Source organism: Dietzia sp. UCD-THP (assembly GCF_000349585.1).
In the GTDB taxonomy this organism is placed as follows: Bacteria; Actinomycetota; Actinomycetes; order Mycobacteriales; family Mycobacteriaceae; genus Dietzia; species Dietzia natronolimnaea_A.
This window is the reverse complement of sequence record NZ_KB714653.1, coordinates 1-22,730: the sequence shown is the minus strand read 5'-3', so window position 1 is coordinate 22,730 and position 22,730 is coordinate 1. Positions and strand designations below refer to the sequence as shown.

At 70.6% G+C, this 22,730-nt stretch carries 21 protein-coding genes and 1 tRNA gene; 11 read left to right on the top strand and 11 right to left on the bottom strand.

Annotated features, from left to right (window positions below):
• Position 1 precedes the first annotated feature (1 nt).
• From H483_RS32225 to H483_RS32215, 3 genes are all read right to left on the bottom strand, one after another.
• Complete coding sequence (locus H483_RS32225) at positions 2-763, bottom strand: decaprenylphospho-beta-D-erythro-pentofuranosid-2-ulose 2-reductase (RefSeq protein ID WP_017837464.1); 762 nt, start codon at positions 761-763, stop codon at positions 2-4.
• Between the two features lie 288 nt (positions 764-1,051).
• Positions 1,052-2,500, bottom strand: coding sequence for an FAD-binding oxidoreductase (locus H483_RS32220; RefSeq protein WP_031264993.1), 1,449 nt, complete (start codon positions 2,498-2,500; stop codon positions 1,052-1,054).
• 29 nt (positions 2,501-2,529) lie between these two features.
• The gene (locus tag H483_RS32215) at positions 2,530-3,975 is read right to left on the bottom strand and encodes a lipase family protein (RefSeq protein WP_017837462.1); all 1,446 of its coding nucleotides are present in this window, start codon (positions 3,973-3,975) and stop codon (positions 2,530-2,532) included.
• An 86-nt stretch (positions 3,976-4,061) separates the two neighbouring features.
• On the opposite strand from H483_RS32215, the gene H483_RS32210 reads away from it, so the two are divergent.
• Positions 4,062-4,898, top strand: a complete 837-nt coding sequence (locus tag H483_RS32210) for an ABC transporter permease (RefSeq protein ID WP_017837461.1) — start codon at positions 4,062-4,064, stop codon at positions 4,896-4,898.
• A 46-nt stretch (positions 4,899-4,944) separates the two neighbouring features.
• Here H483_RS32210 and H483_RS0119790 read toward each other — a convergent pair whose 3' ends face one another.
• On the bottom strand, positions 4,945-5,127 hold the full coding sequence (locus tag H483_RS0119790; protein ID WP_017837460.1) for a hypothetical protein: 183 nt from the start codon (positions 5,125-5,127) through the stop codon (positions 4,945-4,947).
• Positions 5,128-5,454: 327 nt separating this feature from the next.
• Here H483_RS0119790 and H483_RS32205 point away from each other — a divergent pair, with 327 nt between their 5' ends.
• The 3 genes from H483_RS32205 (at position 5,455) to H483_RS32195 (ending at position 9,169) form a co-directional block, all read left to right on the top strand.
• Positions 5,455-5,961 carry a GtrA family protein gene (locus H483_RS32205; protein WP_017837459.1) on the top strand — a complete coding sequence of 169 codons (507 nt, stop codon included), beginning with the start codon at positions 5,455-5,457 and terminating at the stop codon, positions 5,959-5,961.
• Positions 5,962-6,125: 164 nt separating this feature from the next.
• Positions 6,126-7,997, top strand: a complete 1,872-nt coding sequence (locus H483_RS32200) for a glycosyltransferase (RefSeq protein WP_017837458.1) — start codon at positions 6,126-6,128, stop codon at positions 7,995-7,997.
• Between the two features lie 143 nt (positions 7,998-8,140).
• Entirely contained in the window at positions 8,141-9,169 is a 1,029-nt protein-coding gene (locus tag H483_RS32195) for a hypothetical protein (RefSeq protein WP_017837457.1), read from the top strand.
• A gap of 41 nt (positions 9,170-9,210) precedes the next feature.
• On the opposite strand, the gene H483_RS32190 is transcribed toward H483_RS32195, so the two are convergent.
• Both H483_RS32190 and H483_RS32185 read right to left on the bottom strand, forming a co-directional pair.
• Positions 9,211-10,410 carry a TerC/Alx family metal homeostasis membrane protein gene (locus tag H483_RS32190; RefSeq protein WP_017837456.1) on the bottom strand — a complete coding sequence of 400 codons (1,200 nt, stop codon included), beginning with the start codon at positions 10,408-10,410 and terminating at the stop codon, positions 9,211-9,213.
• A 68-nt stretch (positions 10,411-10,478) separates the two neighbouring features.
• Complete coding sequence (locus H483_RS32185) at positions 10,479-10,952, bottom strand: DUF4442 domain-containing protein (RefSeq protein WP_017837455.1); 474 nt, start codon at positions 10,950-10,952, stop codon at positions 10,479-10,481.
• 216 nt (positions 10,953-11,168) lie between these two features.
• On the opposite strand from H483_RS32185, the gene H483_RS40465 reads away from it, so the two are divergent.
• Both H483_RS40465 and H483_RS32175 read left to right on the top strand, forming a co-directional pair.
• Complete coding sequence (locus H483_RS40465) at positions 11,169-12,668, top strand: fatty acid desaturase (RefSeq protein ID WP_017837454.1); 1,500 nt, start codon at positions 11,169-11,171, stop codon at positions 12,666-12,668.
• Positions 12,669-12,715: 47 nt separating this feature from the next.
• Complete coding sequence (locus H483_RS32175; protein WP_017837453.1) at positions 12,716-12,910, top strand: ferredoxin; 195 nt, start codon at positions 12,716-12,718, stop codon at positions 12,908-12,910.
• Between the two features lie 76 nt (positions 12,911-12,986).
• Here the strand turns inward: H483_RS32175 and H483_RS32170 are convergent, their stop codons facing one another.
• The 4 genes from H483_RS32170 to H483_RS32155 form a co-directional block, all read right to left on the bottom strand.
• Entirely contained in the window at positions 12,987-13,601 is a 615-nt protein-coding gene (locus tag H483_RS32170) for a maleylpyruvate isomerase family mycothiol-dependent enzyme (protein ID WP_238556337.1), read from the bottom strand.
• A 95-nt stretch (positions 13,602-13,696) separates the two neighbouring features.
• Positions 13,697-14,659 carry a glycosyltransferase gene (locus H483_RS32165; protein WP_017837451.1) on the bottom strand — a complete coding sequence of 321 codons (963 nt, stop codon included), beginning with the start codon at positions 14,657-14,659 and terminating at the stop codon, positions 13,697-13,699.
• 154 nt (positions 14,660-14,813) lie between these two features.
• Complete coding sequence (locus H483_RS32160) at positions 14,814-15,632, bottom strand: ABC transporter ATP-binding protein (RefSeq protein ID WP_017837450.1); 819 nt, start codon at positions 15,630-15,632, stop codon at positions 14,814-14,816.
• 12 nt (positions 15,633-15,644) lie between these two features.
• Entirely contained in the window at positions 15,645-16,532 is an 888-nt protein-coding gene (locus H483_RS32155; RefSeq protein WP_017837449.1) for an ABC transporter permease, read from the bottom strand.
• Between the two features lie 66 nt (positions 16,533-16,598).
• Here H483_RS32155 and H483_RS32150 point away from each other — a divergent pair, with 66 nt between their 5' ends.
• The 4 genes from H483_RS32150 (at position 16,599) to H483_RS32135 (ending at position 20,724) form a co-directional block, all read left to right on the top strand.
• Positions 16,599-17,615 (top strand): NADP-dependent oxidoreductase, encoded by a 1,017-nt coding sequence (locus tag H483_RS32150; protein WP_017837448.1) that lies wholly within the window; start codon positions 16,599-16,601, stop codon positions 17,613-17,615.
• Between the two features lie 49 nt (positions 17,616-17,664).
• Entirely contained in the window at positions 17,665-19,053 is a 1,389-nt protein-coding gene (locus tag H483_RS32145; protein ID WP_017837447.1) for a polysaccharide pyruvyl transferase family protein, read from the top strand.
• A gap of 149 nt (positions 19,054-19,202) precedes the next feature.
• A complete protein-coding gene (locus H483_RS32140; protein ID WP_017837446.1) occupies positions 19,203-20,168 on the top strand; it encodes a nitronate monooxygenase family protein in 966 nt (321 codons plus the stop codon).
• Positions 20,169-20,172: 4 nt separating this feature from the next.
• Complete coding sequence (locus H483_RS32135; RefSeq protein ID WP_017837445.1) at positions 20,173-20,724, top strand: PadR family transcriptional regulator; 552 nt, start codon at positions 20,173-20,175, stop codon at positions 20,722-20,724.
• 31 nt (positions 20,725-20,755) lie between these two features.
• Here the strand turns inward: H483_RS32135 and H483_RS32130 are convergent, their stop codons facing one another.
• On the bottom strand, positions 20,756-21,796 hold the full coding sequence (locus H483_RS32130) for an NAD(P)H-quinone oxidoreductase (protein ID WP_017837444.1): 1,041 nt from the start codon (positions 21,794-21,796) through the stop codon (positions 20,756-20,758).
• Positions 21,797-21,933: 137 nt separating this feature from the next.
• Between H483_RS32130 and H483_RS32125 the strand changes: the two genes are divergently transcribed.
• Positions 21,934-22,019 (top strand) — tRNA-Ser (locus H483_RS32125).
• Positions 22,020-22,730 lie beyond the last annotated feature (711 nt).

The window sequence follows — 22,730 nt, the reverse complement described above, 5'->3', positions numbered from 1 at the left end:
GTCAGAAGGGGAGCTTGCGGAAGATCGGGCGCGGGACGTGGGTCAGGACCGCCATGACGCCGCCGAACGCGGCGGGGGCGAAGACCGCGCCCTTACCCGCACCGGACTTCTTGACCGCGATGCGGGCCACGTCGTCCTTATTGATGGTGAGCGGCGCCTCCTTGACGTGCGCCGACATGCGGGTGCGGACCTGCCCCGGGCGGATCACCAGGACGTCGACCCCGTACTCGTCGAGCGCGTAGCCCAGACCGGTGTAGAACGAGTCTAGGCCGGCCTTGGTGGAGCCGTAGACGAAGTTGGAGCGGCGGGCGCGCAGGCCTGCGGCCGAGCTCATGGCGATGATCCTGCCGTAGCCCTGCGCCTTCATCCGCTCGGCGAGCAGCACACCCACCGACACCGCACCGGTGTAGTTGACCTGGGCGATCTGCACGGCCTTGCGCTGGTCGGACCAGAGTTCCTCGTTCTCCCCGAGTAGGCCGAACGCCACGATCGCCACGTCGACGTCGCCCCCGGCGAAGATCTGCTCGAAGGCGGCCGGGTGGGAGTCGGTGGCGGCGGCGTCGAAGTCCACCACGTCAACGGCGGTGGCGCCGGCGGCCGTCATCTCGGCCCGGGCGTCCTCGATCCCGGGGTCCCCGGGGAGGCAGGCCAGGACCACGCGCATCGGGCCCTGCTGGAGGTACTCCCCGCAGATCGCCAGGCCGATCTCGGAGGTGCCTCCGAGCAGGAGCAGGGTCTGTGGGACGCCGACGGCATTGATCATGCGCAGGAGTCTACCGAGGGGCCCCCGCCGGATCGGGGAAGGTGCCCGGGACTACCCGGCCCGGCGTGGACCCGGCGTGGGCGGGCGGACCGCGGAGGATGACGGGGGCGGCCTCCGCGGAGACCGGCGCCACGTAGTGGGCGGCGGGGAGACGGCGACCAGGACGACGGCGGCGGCGACGGTGCGGAGGATCATGGCGGACTCCCGATGGCCTCCGGGCGACCCTCGTCGTCCGGGGTCAGCCTATTGTGGCCTGTCGCACGTCCTCATGTACAGGCCCCGCCTGGGTCAGAGCAGCTCGAGGCGCCGGCCCATGTCGGAGACGAAGACCCCGTGAGGGTCGATCTCGCGTCGGGTGGCGATCCACGAATCGATCTGCGGATACATGGCGTGGAACCGGTCGGCCGGGACCCGCGAGTCCTTGGCGGTGTAGAGCCGTCCGCCCATCGACATGACCTTGGCGTCCAACTCGTTGACGAACGAGTTCAGCCGGTCGTTGATCGGGAAGTCCACGCACACGTTCCACCCCTCCATGGGGAACGAGAGCGGGGCCTGGTTACCGGGCCCGAAGAGCTTGAACACGTTGAGGAAGGAGTAGTGGCCCGAGCGCTGGATGTCGCCGATGATCTCCTTGAACCCGTCGACCGCCCCGGGCGGGACGATGAACTGGTACTGCAGGAAACCCTTGGACCCGTAGGCCCTGTTCCACTCCGAGAACAGATCGAGCATGTGGTAGAACGCCGGCAACGTCTTGATCTTGTTCCGCGAGGTGCCGCCCAGTCGGTAGTAGACCTCGCCGATGGGGCCGAAGGTGTACTTGTTGGCCAACCCGTTGGGGAAGACGTCCGGGAAGGTGATGAGCGGTTTGGCGTCCATCGCCAGCGGGTTCTTCGCCAACTCGGGGGCGTACTCCTCGAGCTGGGCCAGCGTGGCGAGCGACCCGCGGGACACGGCGGCGCGGCCGAGCTTCGGTGGTGCGCTGATCGCGTCGAACCACGCCGAGGAATAGGTGTACCCGGCCTCGGAGCCGTCGGTGTGCAGCGCGATGGTCTCGTCGAGCGAGGCGGTCTGGTCCGAGTCGGCCAGGAAGAACGCGGTCTCCGTGCGGGTCATGGCGATCCACACCTTGAGGACCACGCCGGTGAGACCGTTGCCGCCCACGGTGGCCCAGAACAGCGTGCCCCCGGGGTCGTCGGACGTCCCGCCGGGCTCGAGGGTGAGGACGCGACCGTCCGCGACGAGGAGCTCCATCCGGGTGACATGGTTGCCGAACGACCCCGCCGAATGGTGGTTCTTGCCGTGGATGTCGTGCCCGATCGCGCCGCCCACGGTGACCTGACGGGTGCCCGGGAGCACCGGCACCCAGAGACCGAAGGGCAGCGCGGCGCGCATGAGCTGGTCCAGGTTCACCCCGGCGTCGACCACCGCGAGCGCCTTCTCTGCGTTGAGCTCGTGGATGCGATCGAACCGGCTCATGTCCACCACGAGACCGCCGGAGTTCTGCGCGCTGTCCCCGTAGGAACGGCCGAGCCCCCGCGCGACGATGCCCCGACGGAGGTGTGCGGGGCCCGAGGCGTTGGCGTCGTTGACCGCCGCGACGGCCGCCGAGATCTCCTCCACCGAGCGCGGGGTGAGCACATGGCTCATGGCCGGCGAGGTGCGTCCCCAGCCGGTGAGTCGCTTGAGTTCGGTGTCCAGGGCGGACTCGGCCGGGGGGGTCTGCTGCGTGGTGCTCACCCGGTCGAGGTTACCGCCGGGGTCGGCGATCAGCGGCACCCCGTGGTGAACGGCACGCCCCGGGCGCGGGCGTCGACCCAGTCGAGCGCGGGTCCGACCGCCGTGTAGGCGCCGGTCACGTGTTCTCCGGCCACGGGCGTGTACTCCACGTCCGCACCCGCCGCGCACCACTCGTCGACCAGCCTGTGGGCGGTCCACTCCGGGACGAAGGTGTCCCCGGGGCCCTGCGACGAGCCTGGGCCGGGTCCCATCGGGACGGTCGCGTCGGCGTGCCACACCTGCACCGGCCCGGAGGGGACCTCGCGGGGATCCGCCCCGTGGGCGGGGTCGGCGCGTCCCAGTCGGTTCCGCGCCATGACCTCGATCACCGTGGGATCGGTGCGGGGGTCGACGTCGGTGAGCGCCGACAGCGGGAAGGGAGCGAGTCCGCCGACCGTGTTGGTCGACGCGCAGGCGTCGCGGAGCTGGTGCGCCACCACATCACCGGTGTCGTTGAGCAGCGGGTACAGCTGCGGGTACTCGCGGGCCAGCCCCAGTACGGCGGCGCGGTAGAGGCCGGAGGCGAGCGTCCCGTCCATCGTGTCGAACAGATCCGCGTAGTCGGCGGGGACCCCGCCGACGGAGGACCCGACGAGCACACCGGTGAGCTCGGGGGCGTACACCGGCTGCAGTTGGGCGGCCCATCCCGTGGCGATACCCCCGCCGGAGTACCCCACCTGGACCACGCGCGACCCGGAGAAGAGCGGACCCGGGTCGCCGGCCGGGGTGAAGGCGCGGGCCGCGCGGATCCCGTCCAGGACGGCCCGGCCGTTGGCCCGTCCCGCCGCGTAGGCGGCCTTGGGGCCCTGGAAGTCCGTGAGGGCGAGCCCGTAACCACGATCGGCGAGGATCTGCAGGAAGGGCGGCAGCTCCATGTTGAACTTGTGGGGCAGGACGTGCGAGGGCATGCACGTCAGCCCCAGCGAATCGATGGTCACGTTGAACGACACGAGCGGCCGGGGACCCGGGCCGGGCCACGGCGTGGCCGGCTCGATGATCGTCGACACGATCTGGTGCGGCCGGTCGTGGGAGTCGGAGCTCTGGACCAGGACCTGCCATCCGCGCCCGAAGTTGCGGACGTTGTGCGGCGGGATCGACACCGGACGCGTGGCCAGGATGGTGCCGGGAGCCGTGTCGGGGTCCACGGCGGGAGGGGAGGAGTACCACGGGTCGGGCGAGGGGCTCGGGAGATACCGCTCCGGGGTGCGCTGGTCGGATGGGACCGGGCGGAACGCGGCCACGGGGTCGACAGGTCCGGGGTCGACGGGTCCGTGGTCGACCGGCCCGGGGTCGACGGACCCGGGGGAGAGCGCGGCCGGCGGGTGATCGACGGTCCGGGGCTGGGCGCCTGCGGGGGTGCCGGCGACCGCGCACGCGAGCGCGCACGCCACGGCGAGGGCCACGGTTCCGGGACGGAGTGGGCGGCGGGAGGACATGCGCGTACGGTAGCGCGACCGTCCCGGGGGGACGACGGATCCGTGCCGCGGGTCGGCGTCGCGCGGCCCCCGGCCGCTATACGCTCGTGCGCGTGGGCGCCACGATGATCGAGCTCGGCCCCGCCCTCGTGGTGGCCGTGGTGCTGTTCGTCGTCATCGGGACGGCGGCCGCCTGGCTGGGGCGGACGGGACTGGAGCGCGAGGTCCCGTGGGCCTCGATCCGCGCCGCCGTGCAGCTCATCGCGCTCGCGCTCGTCATCGGATACGTGGCCGACCGGGCGTGGCTGGTCGGGGTGTTCGTCGTGGTGATGGCGACGACGGCGTCGTGGGCGGCCGCCGGGAGGATGGCCCGGCGCGGCACCCCGCGGGGGTCGATGACGGGGTCGCCGATGGCAGGGTCGCCGATGACGTGGGCGCCGAGGACGTGGGCGAGGGGGACGCGGGCCAGGGTGCGCGACGCGCTGTGGTGCGCGCTGCCCGTGGCCGTGCCTCCCCTCGTCGTGGTGGCCGGCCTGCTCGCCGCGGGGGTCGTGCGACCGAACGGCCTGTCCGTCATCCCCGTCGTGGGGATCTTCCTGGGCAACGCCATGGCGATCGCCGGTCTGGCCGGGCGGCGGGCGCACGACGAGTTGGAGGTGCGCCACGGAGAGGTCGAGGCGGCGTTGTCGCTCGGGTTCACCGACTACCCGGCGCGGATGATGGTCTGCCGCGAGGCGGCCGCGACCGCACTCTCCCCGTCGCTGGACCAGACGCGGACGATCGGCCTCGTGACCATCCCGGGCGCCTTCGTGGGCATGATCCTCGGCGGCGCCGAGCCGTGGCAGGCCGGCGTGATGCAGTTGTTCGTCTCGACCGGGATCCTCGCCTGCGGGGCGATCGCCCTGGTCGTCACCACCCTGCTCGTGGCCGCCGACCGCCTGTAGCGGGCCCGCACCGGTCCGCTACAGCCGGTCCGCTGGGGCGGTCTGCTCAGGCGGAGCCGCGCGTGGTCGGCGTCGAGAGGACCACCCGACCGGTGGGTGTGCACGACGGCGCCGGCGGGCGGCGGTCGGGCGTGCGCAACGGCGACGACGTCGGGACGGCCCGGCCCGTCGGCGTGTACGAGAAGACGGTCGGCGCCGTGGTGAGGGTCGGGTTGCGGTATTGGGACATGGGGCTCCTCCTGGTCGTCGGGAGAAGGATCGACGACGGGCCGCCACGGGCGGTGCCGACGAGTCCTTCTGGCGATGCGGTGCGGAGGCGACGTCGGCTCACCCGGGGGGTGGCGCGGACCTGGTGGTGTGGACGCCGTGCGGAGATGGGGTGGCCGGAACCGATCGCTCCCGCGGAATCGAACGCTGTCGGCGGAGGTGCCGCCCGTCTGTTCGACCAGAGGCGCGCTGGTGGGCGCGCGATGGAACGACGATCGCATGTCCGGGGGCCGAGCACAAGTCGTCGTGCCGGTGTTCGTGCGGGGCGGCCGCGACCTACGCTGTCCTGGTGAGTACACCTACCGGCGGCGCGGACATCCCGGACGATTCCGTCCTCGACTCCCTGCGCGGGGCCGTCGACCCGCTCGAAGCCCGACACGAATCCGATCCGGCACGACCGACGGACTTCCGGACCCAGGTCACCCGCTTCTTCCTCACGGGAGTCCTCTCGGCGGTCGTCGACTACGGACTTCTGCAGCTGTTGATGCTGTTCGGCCTGGGCTACGGACCGGCCAAGGCGCTGTCCTTCGTGGCAGGCACCCTCACTGCGTATTCGCTCAACCGCCGCTGGACCTTCCAGGCCGAGCCCTCCCGCGCCCGCTTCGTCGCCACGATGGGGCTGTACGCGCTGATGTTCGGCGTGCAGTGGGGCCTGTTCATGCTGCTCGTGCCGTTCTTCCACGATCTGGGCTGGACCACGTTCTGGGCCACCACGGTCGGGTACGTCATCGCCCAGGGTGTCGCCACGGTCACCAACTTCATCGTGCAGCGGACCGTGATCTTCCGGGTGCGCTGACCCGTGAACTCCGGGGTGCGCTGGCCGCCCTCCAAGGCTGTCGCCCGACCGGGGGATAGCCTGGACGGCGCGCCCGGGCCCGGCCCTGTGCGCGCGAGACCGCCCCGCACTGACTCAGCCCGCACCGACTCAGCCCGCACCGACTCCCCAGGAGCACCCGCCACATGGACGCCACCACCGTGACAGCCGCAGGTGCCGACGCCGGTTCCGCCCCCGACGAGCGCGACCTGCTGGTGCAGCGCACCCTGTTCTCGGGCCCGCGCAGGTGGGTCAACGACGACCTGTACTCGCGGATCGTGCGGGGGGTCGTGCGCCGCACGCGCGCCGAGTTGCACCTGGACGCCGGGGCCGTCGTCGACACCAACACCTACTTCGGCCGGTTCGAGGCCTCCTACTGGCAGCGCTGGACCACGGTCACCAGCCTCACCGTGCGGGTCGCGGTGGAGTCCGAGGGGCGCCTCGACGTCCTGGTCCGCGCGTCCGACATCGGGTCCCACGTGCGCACCGTGGACGTGTTCCACCACCAGGGGGACGGCATGGCGGTGTTGCACGTGCCGGTGGACACGTTCGTCGACGGTGGCGCGATGTGGCTGGAGTTCCACGCCGTGGACGCCGAGGCGACCGTGTCCGAGGTGACGTGGGGTGTGACGACGACGAGGCCGGCCCGCCGCGCGGCGGTGGCCATCTGCACCTTCAACAGGGCGGACGACTGCGCCGCCACCGTCGACTCGCTGGCGTCCGACCCGCTGGTGGCCGACCTGATCGACGATCTCTACGTGACGGACCAGGGCACCGACCTGGTCGAGACGCGTGAGGCGTTCCAGCGCGCTGCCGGGGAGTTCGGTGACCGGCTGCATTACCTCCGCCAGCCCAACCTCGGCGGTGCCGGAGGGTTCAGCCGCGGGATGTTCGAGGCCACCGCCCCCGGCTCCGCCGGGCCGGTGGACGTTCTGCTGATGGACGATGACGTGCGGGTCGAACCCGAGACGGTGCTGCGGCTGTTCGCCTTCGCGGCCGTCACGCGCGAGCCGATGCTCGTCGGCGCGCAGATGCTGTACCTGTTCAACCCGGACTATCTGCTGGTCTCAGCCGAGCGCACGCAGCTCGATCAGCTCGAGGGCGGGCTGGACGCGGACGAGTTCGCCCTGCGCGACGAGTCCGTGGTGGAGAACCGGCAGGAGCGGCGTGTCGACGCCGAGTACAACGCGTGGTGGTCCTGTCTGGTGCCGGGGGAGGCGGTGGAGAGGGTCGGGTTGCCCCTGCCGTACTTCTTCCAGTGGGACGACATCGAGTACGGGTTGCGGTGCCGACAGGCCGGGATGCCCACCTGCACCCTTCAGGGGGCGGCCGTGTGGCACGCCGACTTCTACTGGAAGGACGGCGACGACTTCGGCCAGTTCTTCTCGATGCGCAACTCGCTGACCACAGCCGCCATCCGCCAGGGGATCGACCCGCGCGCGATGGCCACGAACCTGGGGAGGAGCGTCCTGAGAGCGGTCGTGGCGATGCAGTACGGGCTCGCCGCCACCCGCATGCGCGGCATCGAGGCGTTCCTCGACGGCCCGGACGGTGCGCACGGCGTCGGCGACGGCGGGCAGGCCGCCCTGGCCGCGATCCGCGCCGAGCGCGCGGGATACCCCGAGACGGCCAGGCTCGCCGTCGACGCCCTTCCCGCGGGAATCACGGTGGAGCGCAAGGTGGGGATCCCCCGGGAGGACCGCGAGGACCAGGTGCTGGCCAAGCGGCTGCTCGTCCAGAAGCTCGGCCGACAGCGCGGTGGGGTCGTGGCGATCCCCTACGAGGACGCGGCCTGGTGGCATGTCTCGCTCTTCGACGAGGTGTACGTGACCGACGCCTCGCAGACCGGGGTGCACCACCGCAAGGTCGACCCGCAGCGGGTCACGGAACTGCAGAAGCGCCTGATCGCGCTGCTCGCCCGGTTCATCCGCGAGGCCCCCGCGGCCCAGGAACGGTGGCGTGAGGCGCAGGCCCGCCTCACCACGCGGGAGAACTGGGCGCGGTTGTACGGGGTGTAGGGGCGGACTTCTGCTGGGCCCGGCCCTCACGGGCCGGTGAGTCCCCGGCCTGTCATTTCACACCCCGTGCCGGTCCACAGGTGGCCCAGTAGGGGACCGTCGCCGGACCGGATCCCACAGTGCCATGGCGCACAGTGTCCGGTATGGACACCACCCCGAACTCACCCGCGGGCCGCGGGCACGCCCCGCCGGGGCCGGAGGAGCTACCGCCGGGCCCGTTGACCACTGCCGAACTCGCGGCGGCCCTCACCGATCCACGTGACCGAGGCCGCTACGTCCGCATCTGGCACGGGGTCTACCGGCGTGAGGACCAGGCCGACGACCTCCGGCTGCGGAGTGTGGCACTGGCCCGCATCTGGCCTGAAGGGGTCCTGCGTGGGCGCAGTGCCGCACTGCTGTGGGGGGACGACTCGGCCCCGGTCGGTGCCCCGCCCGAGATCTGGCTGCCCTCCACCCGGAAGTCCCGCGGGGGGCGGGTGTACCGCTACGGTCGGATGCCGCCGGCCTCCGTCACCGAACTCGGTGGTCTCCGGGTCACCACCCCGCTGCGCACCTGCCGGGACCTCGCTTGTGATCTGGATCGAGAGGACGCGGTGGTGGCGGTGGAGCGTCTGTGTGCGGTGATCCCGGGGCTGGCGGGTCGCCTCGCGGCGGCGACCGCGCACCCGTCCGGCCGGGGAGCACGGCGGTTCGCCGACGTTGTCGCGGCGGTAGAGCCCCGGTCGCAGTCCGCGGAGTCGTCGAGGGCACGGCTGCGGTTGGCGGCGGCGGGGTTCGCGGGGTTCCACGAAGGCGCCTGCATCAGGATCGACGGGCGCCCGGTGGTGCTTCCTCTGGCCGATCCTGCTCTCCGCTGCACGGTGGTGTGTCCGGATGCGCTCTCGGCGCCACGGCCGAACCCACCACGGGGGGCGAGCCCGGTGAACGGGGTCGGGGTCGGCGTGGAGCGGTGCCGGTCCACCCTGCGCCGGGCGGGGTGGACGGTGCTCGTCGTACGGGGGCCCTCCGTTCCCGCGAACGCCTGTCGTCCGCACGTGGGCACCGTGCCACCGGACGCGGGCGGCGTGCTGCACGCGCTGAGATCCTGGTGGCCGGGGACCACGCTGCTTCCACCGCTTCTCGGCGAGCCGGTCTCCGATCCGCTCGGGATGTGGGCCGTCCGCAGCGCTTAGCTGCGGTTCACCGCGTGAGCGTCGGCCGCGGGGACAACCCGTCAGCGGGTGTAGTCGGTGGCGCGCTCGTAGCGGGCGTGATCGTCCCACACTCTGCGGAGCAGCTGTTCGAGCTCCCAGACGTCGCCCTCGGAGCCGAAGTACTTGCGGTCGATCGACTTGAGCTTGTCCTCGTTCTGGAGGATCTTGGCCCACAGCTTGGCGCGCTCGACGGGGTCGTCGGTGAAGTTCTTGTTCAGGTACTCGTGCGAGTGCCGCTTGAGGTTGCCGAGCACGGTGAGCGCCTTCCCTGCCGGGCTCACCAGCGAGGCCACGACGGTCACCACGAGGACGGTGATGATGACGCCCAGCGACAGGTAGGTGGGTACCTCCACCACGTCGACGTTCTCGCCCTGGTTGATGAACGGCAGGTTGTTCTCGTGCAGGGCGTGGAGGATCAGCTTGACGCCGATGAAGCCCAGGATCGCCGCCAGGCCGTACTTGAGGTAGACGAGGCGGTCGAGAAGGCCGTCCAGCAGGAAGTACAGCTGGCGCAGGCCGAGTAGCGAGAAAGTGGTGGCGGTGAAGACGATGAAGACGTTCTGGGTGAGGCCGAAGATCGCGGGGATCGAGTCCAGCGCGAACATGATGTCGGTGCCGCCGATCGCCACCATGACGATCATCATCGGCGTCATGACCTTCTTGCCGTTTTCGATGGTGAACAGCTTGTCGTGGTCGTAGTGATCGGTCGCCGGGATGAACTTCTTGGCCAGACGCACCACGACGTTGTCCGCGTCGTCGCCCTCGTCGTCCTCGGCCAGGAGACGGCCCGCGGTGATGATGAGGAACAGACCGAACACGTAGAACAGCGCGCTGAACGCGTTGAGCAGAGCGGCTCCCACGAAGATGAAGCCCGTCCGCGCGAAGATGGAGAACACGATGCCGAACAGCAGCGCCTTCTGCTGTCCTGCGCGCGGGACCTTGAAGCTGGTCAACAGGAGCAGGAAGACGAACAGGTTGTCCACCGAGAGCGCCTTCTCGGTGAGGTACCCGGCGAAGTACTCCACGCCCATCTGGGTGCCGCCGAAGATCCACACGAGGAAGCCGAAGGCTATCGCGATGCCCACGTAGAGGGCGGACCAGATGGCTGATTCCCTGAGCGTCGGGATGTGCTCCTTGCGCACATGGAAGAAGTAGTCGAAGAGCAGCAGCGCAACGATGAGTGAGACCGCGAGGGTCCAGGCGAGCGGGGTGGCTCCCAACGGGATTCCTTTCCGAGGAGGGCCGGGGACCGGATAATCCTACGCGCCTCGGGCCGGATCGCCTGCGGTCAGCTCTTCCGTCGGATGAACATCGTGTGCTGCGCCTCCACGACCGTCGTGCCGCGGCTGTCGCTCACCACCGCGGTGTGCACGACGCTGGTGCTCGGATGGTCGGCCAGTCGCTCCCTGATGGCGTCCGCCTCCGGGCCGGGGACGTCCACCACGCACCGCAGTCGCCCCCGGCCGGGGGCTCGGAAGTCGATCGTCGCGCTCTTGGTCCACACCTGGTACCCGCCACCGAGCTGCCCGGACAGCAGGGCCCCGTAGAGGACGTCGGTCGCGGCGAACAGTGCGCCGCCGAACGCGGTGCCGTTGGTGTTGGCGGTCCACGGTGCGACGTGCATGCTCAGCTCCCCGCGGGTCCAGTCCGGGGCGATGTGCCGGATGCGGATCCCCGACCCGAGCAGTGGCGGGTACAGGGAGGCCAGCAGGGGGAAAGCCCGGGGGCTGGAGGTGTATCGGTGCAGCAGCGTCTTGGGCACGCCCAGATCGTAACTTACTCGCGAGTCAGTTCAGTCGGGTGACCGCATTGCCGGGGGCGCGGAGGGCCTGGTCGGGAGGTGGCGGAGGCTCGATTCCGATGGGCCTTGGACAAAACTGCGCCCGCTGTCTAGATAAACGGCGATGGTTTGTCTACGTTTGACCCATCACGCGGCGTGCGACACACGCCCACGCGTTCGACCAAGGGAGTCCTCCAGATGCACACCGACCTCCAGACAGAGGAGACCGCGGCTCAGCCGTACCCGTGGACTGACGGCAAGCGATACCTGTGGCTGCTCGGGCTCATCCCCGCCGGCGCCCTGTTCATCTCGCTCGGGTTGTTCTCGTGGTTCTCCCACGCCGGGTGGGGTACCGCCGCCGTGGTGGCGTGGTTCGTCGCGCCCTTCGTCGTGTTCGTCTTCATCCCCCTCCTCGACATGGTCGTGGGGGTGGACGGACGGAACCCGCCGGAGGAGGTCATCGAACGCCTGGAGGCCGATCCGTTCTATCGCTGGTGTACGTACCTGTACATCCCCGTGCAGTACGCCGCACTGATCGTGGCCTGCTACCTCTGGACCGCGGACGACCTGTCGTTCTTCGGCCACGAGGGCGGGCTGGGCCTGGTGGCCAAGATCGGTATCGCCTGGGCCGTGGGGATCGCGGGCGGTATCGGCATCAACACCGCCCACGAGCTCGGCCACAAGATCGAGAACTCCGAGAAGTGGCTCTCCAAGATCGCCCTGGCCACCACCGCCTACGGCCACTTCTACATCGAGCACAACCGTGGACACCACGCCCGTGTCGCGACCCCGGAGGACCCGGCGAGCTCGCGTCTCGGCGAGTCGTTCTGGGCCTTCCTGCCGCGCAGCGTCGCAGGCTCCCTCGTCTCGGCCTGGGAGCTCGAGAAGAATCGTCTCGCTCGCCTCGGCAAGTCCCCGTGGAGCCTGCGCAACGACAACATCAACGCCTGGCTCATGACGGTGGTCCTGTTCGGCGCGCTCACCGCGGCATTCGGCCTCGAGGTCCTGCCCTGGCTGATCCTGCAGGCGGTGTACGGGTTCAGCCTGCTGGAGGTCGTCAACTACCTCGAGCACTACGGACTGCGCCGCAAGAAGCTCGACAGCGGTCGCTACCAGCGCTGCCGGCCCGAGCACTCGTGGAACTCCGACCACCTGGTCACCAACATCTTCCTCTACCACCTGCAGCGTCACTCGGACCACCACGCAAACCCGATGCGCCGCTACCAGGTGCTGCGCACCACCGACGACGCCCCGCAGCTGCCCGCCGGGTACGCCGCGCTCATCGTGGTGGCCTACGTCCCGCCGCTCTGGCGCCGGATCATGGACCACCGGGTCCTCGAGCACTACGACGGCGACGTCACCCGCGCCAACATCCAGCCGTCCAAGCGGGAGCGGATCCTCGCGCGCTACTCCGCTCCGTCGGCCACCGGGACGAGCGCCGCGGCGAGTGCGTCCACGACGCCGTCCGCCACGGCGACCGCCGTCCTGGATCCCGAGCCCGACGTGAACGCGGTCCGCGGTGCCGTCTCGCCGATCGGCACCTACGCCTGCCCCAACTGCGGCCACCACTACGTGGAGGCGCTCGGAGAGCCGCGGGAGGGCTTCGGCCCCGGCACCCCGTGGTCGGAGATCCCCGACAACTGGCAGTGCCCGGACTGTGGTGTCCGGGACAAGGTCGACTTCGTCCCGGTCAGCTGATCCCCGTCGTTCCCTGTGTTCCCAGCGTTCCCCTCAGGAGGTAACCCATGAAGATCTCGATCGATCCGGACCGGTGCGAGGGTCAGGCGGTGTGCGTCGGACTCGCCCCGAAGGTCTTCGCCCTGGGCGACGACGACGAGGTGGTGCGTCTGCTCGTCGAGGACGTCCCCGAGGAACTGCAGAAGAGGGCCCGCAAGGCCATCGAGAAGTGCCCGATGGCGGCGCTCCGCGAAACGGAGTAAACGGGAGCCGGTGGACCAGGGCCGGGTAGGCCGGGGTCCGTTCGAGCCGTTAGTCCGGGCGAGCCGGTGGTGCCGGTCACGGTGACGGTGACGGCCAGGCGGAGGGGTCCCGACCGGTGCGCGCGAGAGCGGCGTGCCGGAGCGGGACCCCCTCGTCGTCGAAGCCCGGCAGCGGAGCGGCGAACAGCTGCGGCGCCGGGTCGTCGGCGAGATCGGTCCGGACGAAGTCGAGTACGGCTCGTTCGAGCTCCTCGCCCCACGGGAGATCGACCCCCTGGGAGGCCGACAGGTCCCAGGCGTGGACCGCCAGGTCGAAGGTCTGCTGCGCGAGATAGTGCACCACGGGAGCCAGACCGTAGGAGAGATGGACCTCGTCGTCGGGCGGGGTTCCACGCCACGCGGCGGCCACCGGCGCGCGCAGGGGGTGCCAGTAGGCCACGAGGTCGGGGCCGCTGGCCCCGGAGAGGCGCAGGAGAGGCTCTTCGAGGTCCCCGGCCACCTCGTCGATCGTTCCGCCGGCCAGCAGTCCCGGGACCCACATCTGCTCGTCCACGACGTGGGCCAGGACGTCTCGGGCGGTCCACTCGGTGCACGGGGTGGCGGCGTCCCAGTCGGTGACGGCCGGCAGGACCCGGTCGTACAGGTCGACGGCCTGGGACTGCAGCGCGATCCAGTCGGTCACGGGCTCCATCATGCCCCGGCGCGACGGAGTGCTCCGGGCCGGTCGGTCTCTTCAGGGCCTGTCGAACCGCTCAGGGCGTGGAGCCGCGCGGGGTGTGGAACGGCTCAGGGCCTGTCGAACCGCTCGCCCGCCCCCAACCGCTGCAGACGCATCCACTCGCGCAGGCCGGCCGGGTCCCGTCTGGTCACCAGGAAGTACCAGCCGAATCGCAGGATCTCCTGGGGGATGAGGCGCCGGTTGCCCGGCTGGGTGAGCACGTACCCGCGGTTGCGGTAAGTGAAGTGCCGCTTGACCGGGTCGTCGGGGAACTGGGTGTGCATGCGGCCGCCGAGGATCGGCTTGAACTCGTCCGAACCCTGGGGGTGCAGGTACGCGGTGGTCAGGCAGGTGCCGAAGGGCAGCCGGGACCGCACCAGGCGCCGGTGCATCTCCACCTCGTCGCCGCGGATGAACAGGCGGAGGTCCGGCACGCCCACGCGGTCCAGGCAGTCCGCGGTGAACAGCGCGCCGTTGAACAGGGACGCGATGCCGGGCAGGAGGTCGGTGCCATCCGCGACCGCGGCTGCCGCGTCCGCCGGGCCCATCGCCACGTCCGTCGGGCCCGCCTCCCGGGCGACGCGGCCACCCTCGCCGTCGGCGAACAGCTCCGACCGCCAACGCCGCCACACCACTCCGCGCCGCAGCGGGAAGGCCAGGCGGTCGGGCTCGGCGAGGTCGCACACCACCGGTGAGACCTCGGCCAGTCCGTGGCGGTCCATGCAGGCCATCAGCGTGGCCAGGACCTCGGGGCCCTCGGGCCTGCCGTCGTCGTCGGCGCACCACACCAGGTCGGCGCCGGTGGCCAGGGCGTGGAGCATGCCCAGCGCGAATCCGCCGGCCCCGCCGAGGTTGTGCTTCGAGCCCACGTAGGTGGCCTCGATGGGCTGCGCCTCGACGAGCTCACGCACCGCACGCTCGTCGGCGTTGTCCACCACCACGAGGTGGTCGACCGGCCGGGTCTGCCCGCACACCACCGCGAGCGAGGCGCGGAGCTGCTCGAGCCGTCGGTGGGTGACCACCACGGCCACGACCCGCCGCGCATCGTCAGGCCCCCGCTCGGTTACGCGCCCGGATCGCTCGCTTCCGGCGGGAGTGCGCGCCCCCTCGGGTCCATACCGGGCGCGCACGTCCGCGCCGGGGCCGGATCCGGGGCCCGCGCCGGGGTCCGCACCGGGGCCGCCCTCAGGCCTCACGCTCCATCCTCTCCATGTACGCGGCGATGGACCGCCCGGCCTCGGGGCCCTCGTAGGCGGTGACGATCTCCTCGATGCTGCCGCGCTGCCGGATGCGCCCGTGGTCGATCCACATCGCCGAGTCGCACAGCTGGGCCAGGAACTCGTTGGAGTGGGAGGCGAACACCAGCATCCCGGAACGGGAGACCAGGTCCGCCAGCTTGATCCGCGCCTTCTTCATGAACTCGGCGTCCACCGCGCCGATGCCCTCGTCGAGCAGCAGGATCTCGGGGTCGATCGAGGTCACCACGCCCATCGCCAACCGGACGCGCATCCCGGTCGAGTAGGTGCGCAGCGGCATGTCCAGGTAGTCGCCGAGTTCGGTGAAGTCCGCGATCTCCTCGACCTTGGCCTTCATCTGCTTGCGCGTCTGGCCCAGGAACAGGCCGCGGATGATGATGTTCTCGTATCCGGTGATCTCCGGGTCCATGCCCACGCCGAGGTCGAACACCGGGGCCACGCGACCCCGGATCCGGGCGGCGCCGCGGGTGGGTTCGTAGATCCCGGACAGTAGCCGCAGCAGCGTGGACTTGCCGGCGCCGTTGTGTCCGACCAGGCCGATGCGGTCGCCTTCACGGAGGGAGAGGGTGATGTCCCTCAGGGCCTCGACGACGACGACGTTGGACGAGTTCCGTCCGATCGCGCCTCCGGCGGAGCCGAGGACGGCCTTCTTGAGGGAGCGCGACTTGGCGTCGAAGATCGGGAAGTCCACGCACGCGTCCACGCAGTCGATGGACACGCCGCCGGGGGTGGGGGTGGCGGGGCTCATGGGATGTACCTCCTACACCCAGTACGGAACTCGGGAACGGAACCGGCGCAGCGCCACAAAGGCGAGGATCAGACCGACGGCCGTGCAGGCCAGGACTATCCACCAGTGGTACGCGGCGACGGGCTGGCCGAGCATGGGGGCGCGCACGATCTCCAGGTAGTGGTAGAGCGGGTTGAGTTCGGCGATGCGCGCCCGGTCCGCGATCTCCCCGCCCTGTTCGTACAGCGTCTGCGTGGTCCACACGATGGGGGTCATGTAGAACAGCAGCTGCACCAGGGAGTCCAGGAGCGGCGCGATGTCGCGGAACCGGGTGGCGAGGATGCCGAACAGCATGGCCACCCAGACGCCGTTGACCATGAGGACCGCCAGGCCCAGCACGGCCAGCAGGAGGTCCCAGCCCAGCGAGCGCGGGTAGATCAGCATGAGCACGACCCAGATCACCAGGTTGTGGCACAGGAACAGGAACTGCCGCCACACCAGCCGGTAGACGTGGACGCTCAGCGCGCTGGGCAGCTGTTTGATCAGGCCTTCGTTGGAGATGAAGACCTCGGAGCCCTCCTTGATGCACCCGGAGATGAATGCCCAGAGGATCAGGCCCACGGTCACGTGCGGGAGGAACTCGGCCAGCGGGATCTGGAACAGGACCGAGTACAGCAGCCCCAGCGCGGTGGCCATGACGCCGGTGGCGATGGTGATCCACAGCGGGCCGAGTGTCGAGCGGCGGTAGCGCTGCTTGATGTCCTGCCAGCCCAGGGAAAGCCACAACTCCCGCTGGCCCAGCCCCTGGCGGAGGTCGGCCACGGCCCGGCGGAAGGTCTGGGAGTCGCTGACGATCTCGCTGCGGACGCGCTCGTCGGGGAGCGTCGCCGAAGCGGGGTCGGGAGTGGGCTGGTCCTGCACGAAGGCGAAGCCTACTAGAGGTGTGGCCGGTGGCAGCCCCGGAGACGGGGCGCGTACACATGAGTCATGACGACCAGCACCCAGATCCAGCTCGTCAACCGCCCGCGCGGTTGGCCGACCCATGACGACTTCCGCACCGTCGTCGTCGACCTCCCCGACCTTGACGACGGCGAGGTGCGCGTGGCCAACGAATTCCTCTCCGTCGACCCTTACATGCGTGGCCGGATGAACGAGGGCCGTTCGTACATCCCGCCGTTCGAGCTGAACGAGACCATGACCGGTGGCGCCGTCGGGCGGGTGGTGGAGTCCCGCTCCGACGCCCACCCGGTCGGGTCGGTCGTGATGCACGATCTCGGCTGGCGGGACGTCGCGCAGGGCGGCGGCCGGCAGTTCCGGGTGGTGCAGGAGATCGAGGGCGTCCCGATCTCCGCGTACCTGGGGATCCTCGGGACCACGGGCCTCACCGCCTATGTGGGCCTGCTGCACATCGGGCGCTTCCGGGAGGGCGAGTCCGTCTTCGTCTCCGGCGCGGCCGGGTCAGTGGGGTCGGCCGTCGGGCAGATCGCCCGGCTCATGGGCGCTTCGACGGTCGTCGGTTCGGCCGGGAGTGCGGAGAAGGTCGACAAGGCCACGTCGAGCTACGGGTTCGACTCCGCGCTCAATTACAAGGACGGCCCGGTCCGCACGCTCCTGCGCGAGCACTTCGGCGGCGCCGATGGCGAGGGTATCGACGTGTACTTCGACAACGTCGGCGGCGACCACCTCGAGGCCGCGCTGGACCTGATGAACGACGACGGACGGGTTGCCCTGTGCGGGGCGATCAGCTCGTACAACTCCACCGAGCGTTCGCCGGGCCCGGACAACCTCTGGCACGCCATCACCCGCGGGCTGACGCTCCAGGGTTTCACCGTCAACAAGTACATGCACCTGTTCAAGGAGTTCGCGGAGAAGGTCGGGCCGTGGGTGGCCTCGGGCGAGATCGTCTTTGACGAGACGGTCGTCGAGGGCATCGACAACTCGGTCGACGCGTTCCTCGATCTCATGCGCGGGGCCAACGTCGGAAAGATGCTCGTCAAGATCTGATCCACGGGGTCGCCCCGGCCGAGAATGGCCGGTGGGGCAGGGTGGAGGCATGACGTCGACTCGCCGAGCCGCGCCCGCCTCCCGCCTGCGACGACGGGCCCGACGTCGACTGGATTCCACGCGGGCCGCCGCGGACGCCCGCTGGGGTCGCCCCCGCGAGGTCCACCGGCCCGTCTACCTGATCGCACCGGCCGGTCATCCCAACCACGGTGACGAACAGCTGCTGGCGGGATGGCTGCGGTATCTGCGTCACCGGCTGCCCGGCACCCCTGTGGTAGTGGACTGTCACACCCCGGGGCAGGCGGCGGTCCTCCACCACGGCGAGCATCCGGACGTGCTGTTCACCGACACGCTCTGGCGTCTGGCGGGGGAGTGCTCGACCGCGGCGCAGGCGGTGGACGAGGCGGCAGAGGACGTCGCAGGGTTCTGCCGCAGCGCGATCGGCGATCCCGGGGTCAGGCCCGCGCTCGCCTCGGGCATCGAGCTGCTGCGCAGTGCGTCGGTCGTGCACCTGATCGGCGGTGGGTTCGTCAACGACCTCTGGCCGCACCATCTCGGCGTGGTCGCGGCGGCGGGGGAGGCCGGGAGGCTGGCCGGCGCGCGGGTGGTGGCCACGGGACAGGGTTTCGTGCCGTGCGACGACGCCGAACGGCTGGCCGGGGCCCTGCGCGACTTTCACCTGGTCACTGTCCGCGACGCCGCGTCGTCCGACCTCCTCGCGGGCACCGGGGTCCCGGTTCGCCACGTGGCCGACGACGGCTGGCTGGCGCTGTCCTGTGCCGGGGGAGTGGAGGCCGGCGACCACCCCGTCTACTCCTCCGATCCGGACGCCTGCCGCGATCTGGTGCTCTGCGCCCAGTCCGATCTGGTCGAACCGGAGGTGCTCGCCGATACCATCGGTCGCGTGCTCGCAGAGTGGGCGGTGCCCGGGGAGCGGATCACGGTGGTCGAGTCGATCCCCGGTGGGGATCGGGTGGTGTGGGACCTGGTGTGTGCCCGCGCCGAGGCGGCGGAGTCCGCCGAGGCGGGGGCGGTGACGGGAGCTGGCGGCGGGGCGGGGCCGGTCGACGACGACGAGGTGGGGCGCGCTCTGGCGGGTCTGCGTCTGACCCGCGCGCGCTTCGTGCCGTTCCAGGAACTCTGGTCCACGGGTCTTCCCGCCCGACCCGGTCAGGTCTGGCTGACCAGCCGCTTCCACCCTCATCTCTTCGCGGCGGCCCGCGGCGCCTCGGGGATCGCCCTGCGGACGGGCTCGGCCTTCTACGACGTCAAGCACGGGTCGCTGCAGGCCGCAGGCTCGCCGTGGGAGTCGGTGGCTCCCGACGCGTCGTCCTCCACCGCGATGCCCGCGGCGGGTGGCTTTTCTCCCGCGACGGTCGCCGCGCTCGTGTCGGGCGCGGAGCGGTTGGCGGCGGAGATCTACCCGGTCGGGTCGTGAGGGCGCCCCAGATGGTCGGGCCGCGATGCGGTGACCGATAGGGCGCGGGCCTGCGGCGTCCAGATCTTTGTGCAACTAGTTGCACAAAGCGGCGGGTGGACGTACGGTCGGGGACAGCCGACCCACTCCCGGTCCCGAAAGGACTGCTCATGGCCCTTCCCTCCGTCCTCGCCGGCCCGCTCACCGTGCCGGTGGTCGCCTCGCCGATGTTCATCTACTCCGGCCCCGAACTGGTGGCCGCGCAGTGCCAGGCCGGGGTGATCGGATCGTTCCCGGCGCTCAACGCGCGGCCGCAGTCGGCCCTCGGGGAGTGGCTGGACCAGGTCGCCGAGAGCAACGCGGCCTACGCCGCGGCGAACCCGGAGCAGTACGTGGCCCCCTTCGCCGTCAACCAGATCGTCCACCGGTCCAACGACCGGCTCGAGCAGGACCTGGCGACCGTCGTCGAACACGAGGTGCCGATCGTCATCACCTCCCTCGGCGCCCGCACCGAGGTCAACGACGCCGTCCACTCGTACGGCGGCATCGTGCTTCACGACGTGATCAACGACAGGTTCGCCCGCAAGGCCATCGAGAAGGGCGCCGACGGGCTCGTGGCGGTGGCCGCCGGTGCCGGGGGCCATGCCGGGACGCAGTCGCCGTTCGCCCTGATCCAGGAGATCCGCGAGTGGTTCGACGGCCCGTTGCTGCTGTCCGGGGCGATCGCGCACGGACGGTCGATCCTCGCCGCGCAGGCCGCAGGCGCCGACCTGGCCTACGTGGGTTCGGCGTTCCTCGCGACCGAGGAGTCCCGCGCGGCCGCGGAGTACAAGCAGATGATCGTCGACAGCTCCGCCTCGGACATCGTCTACAGCAACCTGTTCACCGGGATCCACGGGAACTACCTCCGGGGCAGCATCGAGGCGGCCGGGCTGGACCCTGACGACCTGCCCGTCTCGGATCCCACGGCCATGGACTTCGGCTCCGGCGGGGGCGCGGACTCCAAGGCGTGGCGCGACATCTGGGGTGCGGGCCAGGGCGTCGGCGCGGTCACCTCGACGGGGTCCGTCCGCGACCTGGTCGAGCGGCTCCGCGCGGAGTACGAGCAGGCGGCGTCCGCTCTGGCAGCGCGCTGACACCGTGTCGCTGAAGTTCGCGATCCTCACCTCCCTCACCGAGCGGGCGGGGAGCGGGATCGAGCTGGCGCGGAGGTTCGACAAGTCCATCGGATACTTCTGGCCGGCGACCCACCAGCAGATCTACCGGGAGCTGGATCGACTGGGGGAGTCCGGACTGATCCGGGAGCTCCCCCTGGAGGGCGCGCCCTCGAGGGGGAATCCTCGTCGGTTCGAGGTCACCGGGGACGGCCGTAGGGTTCTCGCCGGGTGGATCCGGGAACCCGACGATCCGGAACCGATGCGATCCACCATGGCGGTACGGGTCCGGGCAGCCGCCGCGACGGGGGCGGTCGACGAGGTCCGCGAGGCGCTGCGGCATCACCGCGACCAGCGGGCCGCCAACCTGCGCCGCTATCTCGAGATCGAGGACCGGGACTTCGCCCGCCCAGACCCGGCGGACGCCCGCGACCTCCTCCAACACCGGGTGCTCGCCCTGGGCATCCAGGTGGAACAGGCGTGGGTCAGTTGGTGCGACGAGGTGCTCGAGATGCTGGACCGCCTCCCGGCCGACTGACCGTCGCCCCCCGGAACACGGCGCCGGCAGGTCAGTCGACGGTCAGCAGGATCTTGCCGTGGCTCTCGCCTGACTCGAGCAGGGCCAGCGCCTCCGCCGCGCGCTCGAGCGGGATCTCCCGGGAGACGCGGGTGGTCACGTCGCCCGCGGTGACCATCGGCCACACACAGTCCACCACCTCCCGGCAGATGCCGGTCTTGCCTCCGGGGCCGTCGACCGGGCGGGCCCGGAGATTGGTGGCCAGCACGCCGGCTCGGCGGGGGAGCAGGGCCCCCAGGTTCAGCTCGCCCTTCATCCCGCCCTGCATGCCGATCACGATCAGTCGGCCGTCCGGGGCGAGCGAGGCGATGTTGGGCTGGAGGTACTTCGCGCCCATCACGTCGAGGATCAGGTCGACGCCACGGCCCCGCTCGTCGTCGTCGGTCCATTCCTTGACCCGGTCGGGGAAGTCCTCCTCGCGGTAGTCGATCACCAGGTCGGCGCCGAGCTCGCGGCACTTGTGGACCTTGTCCGGGCCGCCGGCGGTGGTGGCCACGCGGGCGCCGAGCGCGCGGCAGACCTGGATGGCGTGGGAACCGATGCCCCCGGCCCCGCCGTGGATCAGCACCCGCGGGGCCCCGAGGTCCGTGTCGCCCCAGCGGGCGTCGGGAGACAGGACGCCGCGGCCGAGTCCGCCGGTCATGACGAGGTTGGACCACACCGTGCACGCCACTTCGGGCAGTGTCGCGGCCTCGTGGAGGGACAGCCCATCCGGGACAGGCATGACCTGACCGGTCGGCACGGCCACCCTCTCGGCGTATCCACCGCCGGCCAGGAGGGCGCACACCTCGTCGCCGATGGCCAGGCCTTCGACGCCTTCGCCCACGGCCGAGATCCGTCCGGAGCATTCGAGGCCGAGGATCTCCGACGCCCCGGGCGGGGGCGGGTAGAGGCCCTGGGACTGCAGGAGGTCGGCGCGGTTGACGGCCGTGGCCGCCACGTCGATGAGGACTTCGCCCGGGCCGGGGTGCGGATCGTCCACCTCGGTCAGCCGGAGGGAATCGGGACCGTTGCGATACTCGATGGCCTTCATGCCTCGACCGTAGCCGCGATGGCCGCGGCCGGCAGCCGGGCTGGGTGTGGGCGGGCGGGGTCCACTACGATGAGCAGCGTCGTCCACGCGTGCTCCACGTGGAACCATGCGCCCTGGCGTGTCGTGGGGGACGACGGGGAAGTGTGGCAGAGCGGCCGAATGCACTCGCCTTGAAAGCGAGCGTGCCTAAACAGCACCGGGGGTTCAAATCCCTCCACTTCCGCAGGAGCGTTCTTGGGTTCCGGCCCCAACCAGTGCTAATGGTCGAGTTTCGCTGGTGGAATCCATGCAAGTCTGGTGATATAAGCGCACACACGAACCCGAAGATTGACTTGTGTTTGACACGTAGATGACACGAGGCACGGAATGGCTCTCCCCAAACGACGCACCCGACGATCCTTCGGGGCGATCCAGAAACTGCCGTCCGGTCGCTGGCGTGCCCGGTACGAGCGCACAGACCTCTGACTGGCGACGATGAGCACGTTCACCTGACCCGGCGGTACTGGCCGCTCCCGGTCGCTCCAAGGCTGGTGGATGCGAGAGTTCAACATCGTGCCAGTGCTGGCGGAAATGGCCTGAACCATGGCGGTCGCGGACCGGCGCGGCGTCGACTTGTGCGCGATCCGGTGCGCGAGCCGTGCCGCCATCTGTGAACCGGTGCGGCGATTCGCCCCAGTCGGGCGTTGTCGACGGTCATAGGTCCAGCTGGCGGTGCCCCGTGTAGTACTGCCCAGGGCCGGCTGCTGAGTAGGCAGCCGGCGAGTTCGGGGAATAGTGGGGAGTACTACCGACCGCGGGCTCCTGCGCACGTCAACGCACGGCGCTACAATGGCCGTGCAGAGAGAGTGGTTGAGATGAGTGACGCGCAAAAGGGTGCCCCCCGGGATTTCCGGTCAGCGTCGGTGCCGAGCGCCGCCCTAGGAGACTGCTGAAC

What these genes read in the sequence shown, in the direction of transcription:
- H483_RS32160 (WP_017837450.1), bottom strand. Translation starts at nt 15,632, where the DNA reads ATGAGCCCCGCCACCCCCACCCCCGGCGGCGTGTCCATCGACTGCGTG.
- H483_RS0119790 (WP_017837460.1), bottom strand. Translation starts at nt 5,127, where the DNA reads ATGTCCCAATACCGCAACCCGACCCTCACCACGGCGCCGACCGTCTTC.
- H483_RS32145 (WP_017837447.1), top strand. Translation starts at nt 17,665, where the DNA reads ATGACGTCGACTCGCCGAGCCGCGCCCGCCTCCCGCCTGCGACGACGG.
- H483_RS32170 (WP_238556337.1), bottom strand. Translation starts at nt 13,601, where the DNA reads ATGGAGCCCGTGACCGACTGGATCGCGCTGCAGTCCCAGGCCGTCGAC.
- H483_RS32215 (WP_017837462.1), bottom strand. Translation starts at nt 3,975, where the DNA reads ATGTCCTCCCGCCGCCCACTCCGTCCCGGAACCGTGGCCCTCGCCGTG.
- H483_RS32130 (WP_017837444.1), bottom strand. Translation starts at nt 21,796, where the DNA reads ATGAAGGCCATCGAGTATCGCAACGGTCCCGATTCCCTCCGGCTGACC.
- H483_RS32200 (WP_017837458.1), top strand. Translation starts at nt 6,126, where the DNA reads ATGGACGCCACCACCGTGACAGCCGCAGGTGCCGACGCCGGTTCCGCC.
- H483_RS32225 (WP_017837464.1), bottom strand. Translation starts at nt 763, where the DNA reads ATGATCAATGCCGTCGGCGTCCCACAGACCCTGCTCCTGCTCGGAGGC.
- H483_RS40465 (WP_017837454.1), top strand. Translation starts at nt 11,169, where the DNA reads ATGCACACCGACCTCCAGACAGAGGAGACCGCGGCTCAGCCGTACCCG.
- H483_RS32195 (WP_017837457.1), top strand. Translation starts at nt 8,141, where the DNA reads ATGGACACCACCCCGAACTCACCCGCGGGCCGCGGGCACGCCCCGCCG.
- H483_RS32175 (WP_017837453.1), top strand. Translation starts at nt 12,716, where the DNA reads ATGAAGATCTCGATCGATCCGGACCGGTGCGAGGGTCAGGCGGTGTGC.
- H483_RS32140 (WP_017837446.1), top strand. Translation starts at nt 19,203, where the DNA reads ATGGCCCTTCCCTCCGTCCTCGCCGGCCCGCTCACCGTGCCGGTGGTC.
- H483_RS32150 (WP_017837448.1), top strand. Translation starts at nt 16,599, where the DNA reads ATGACGACCAGCACCCAGATCCAGCTCGTCAACCGCCCGCGCGGTTGG.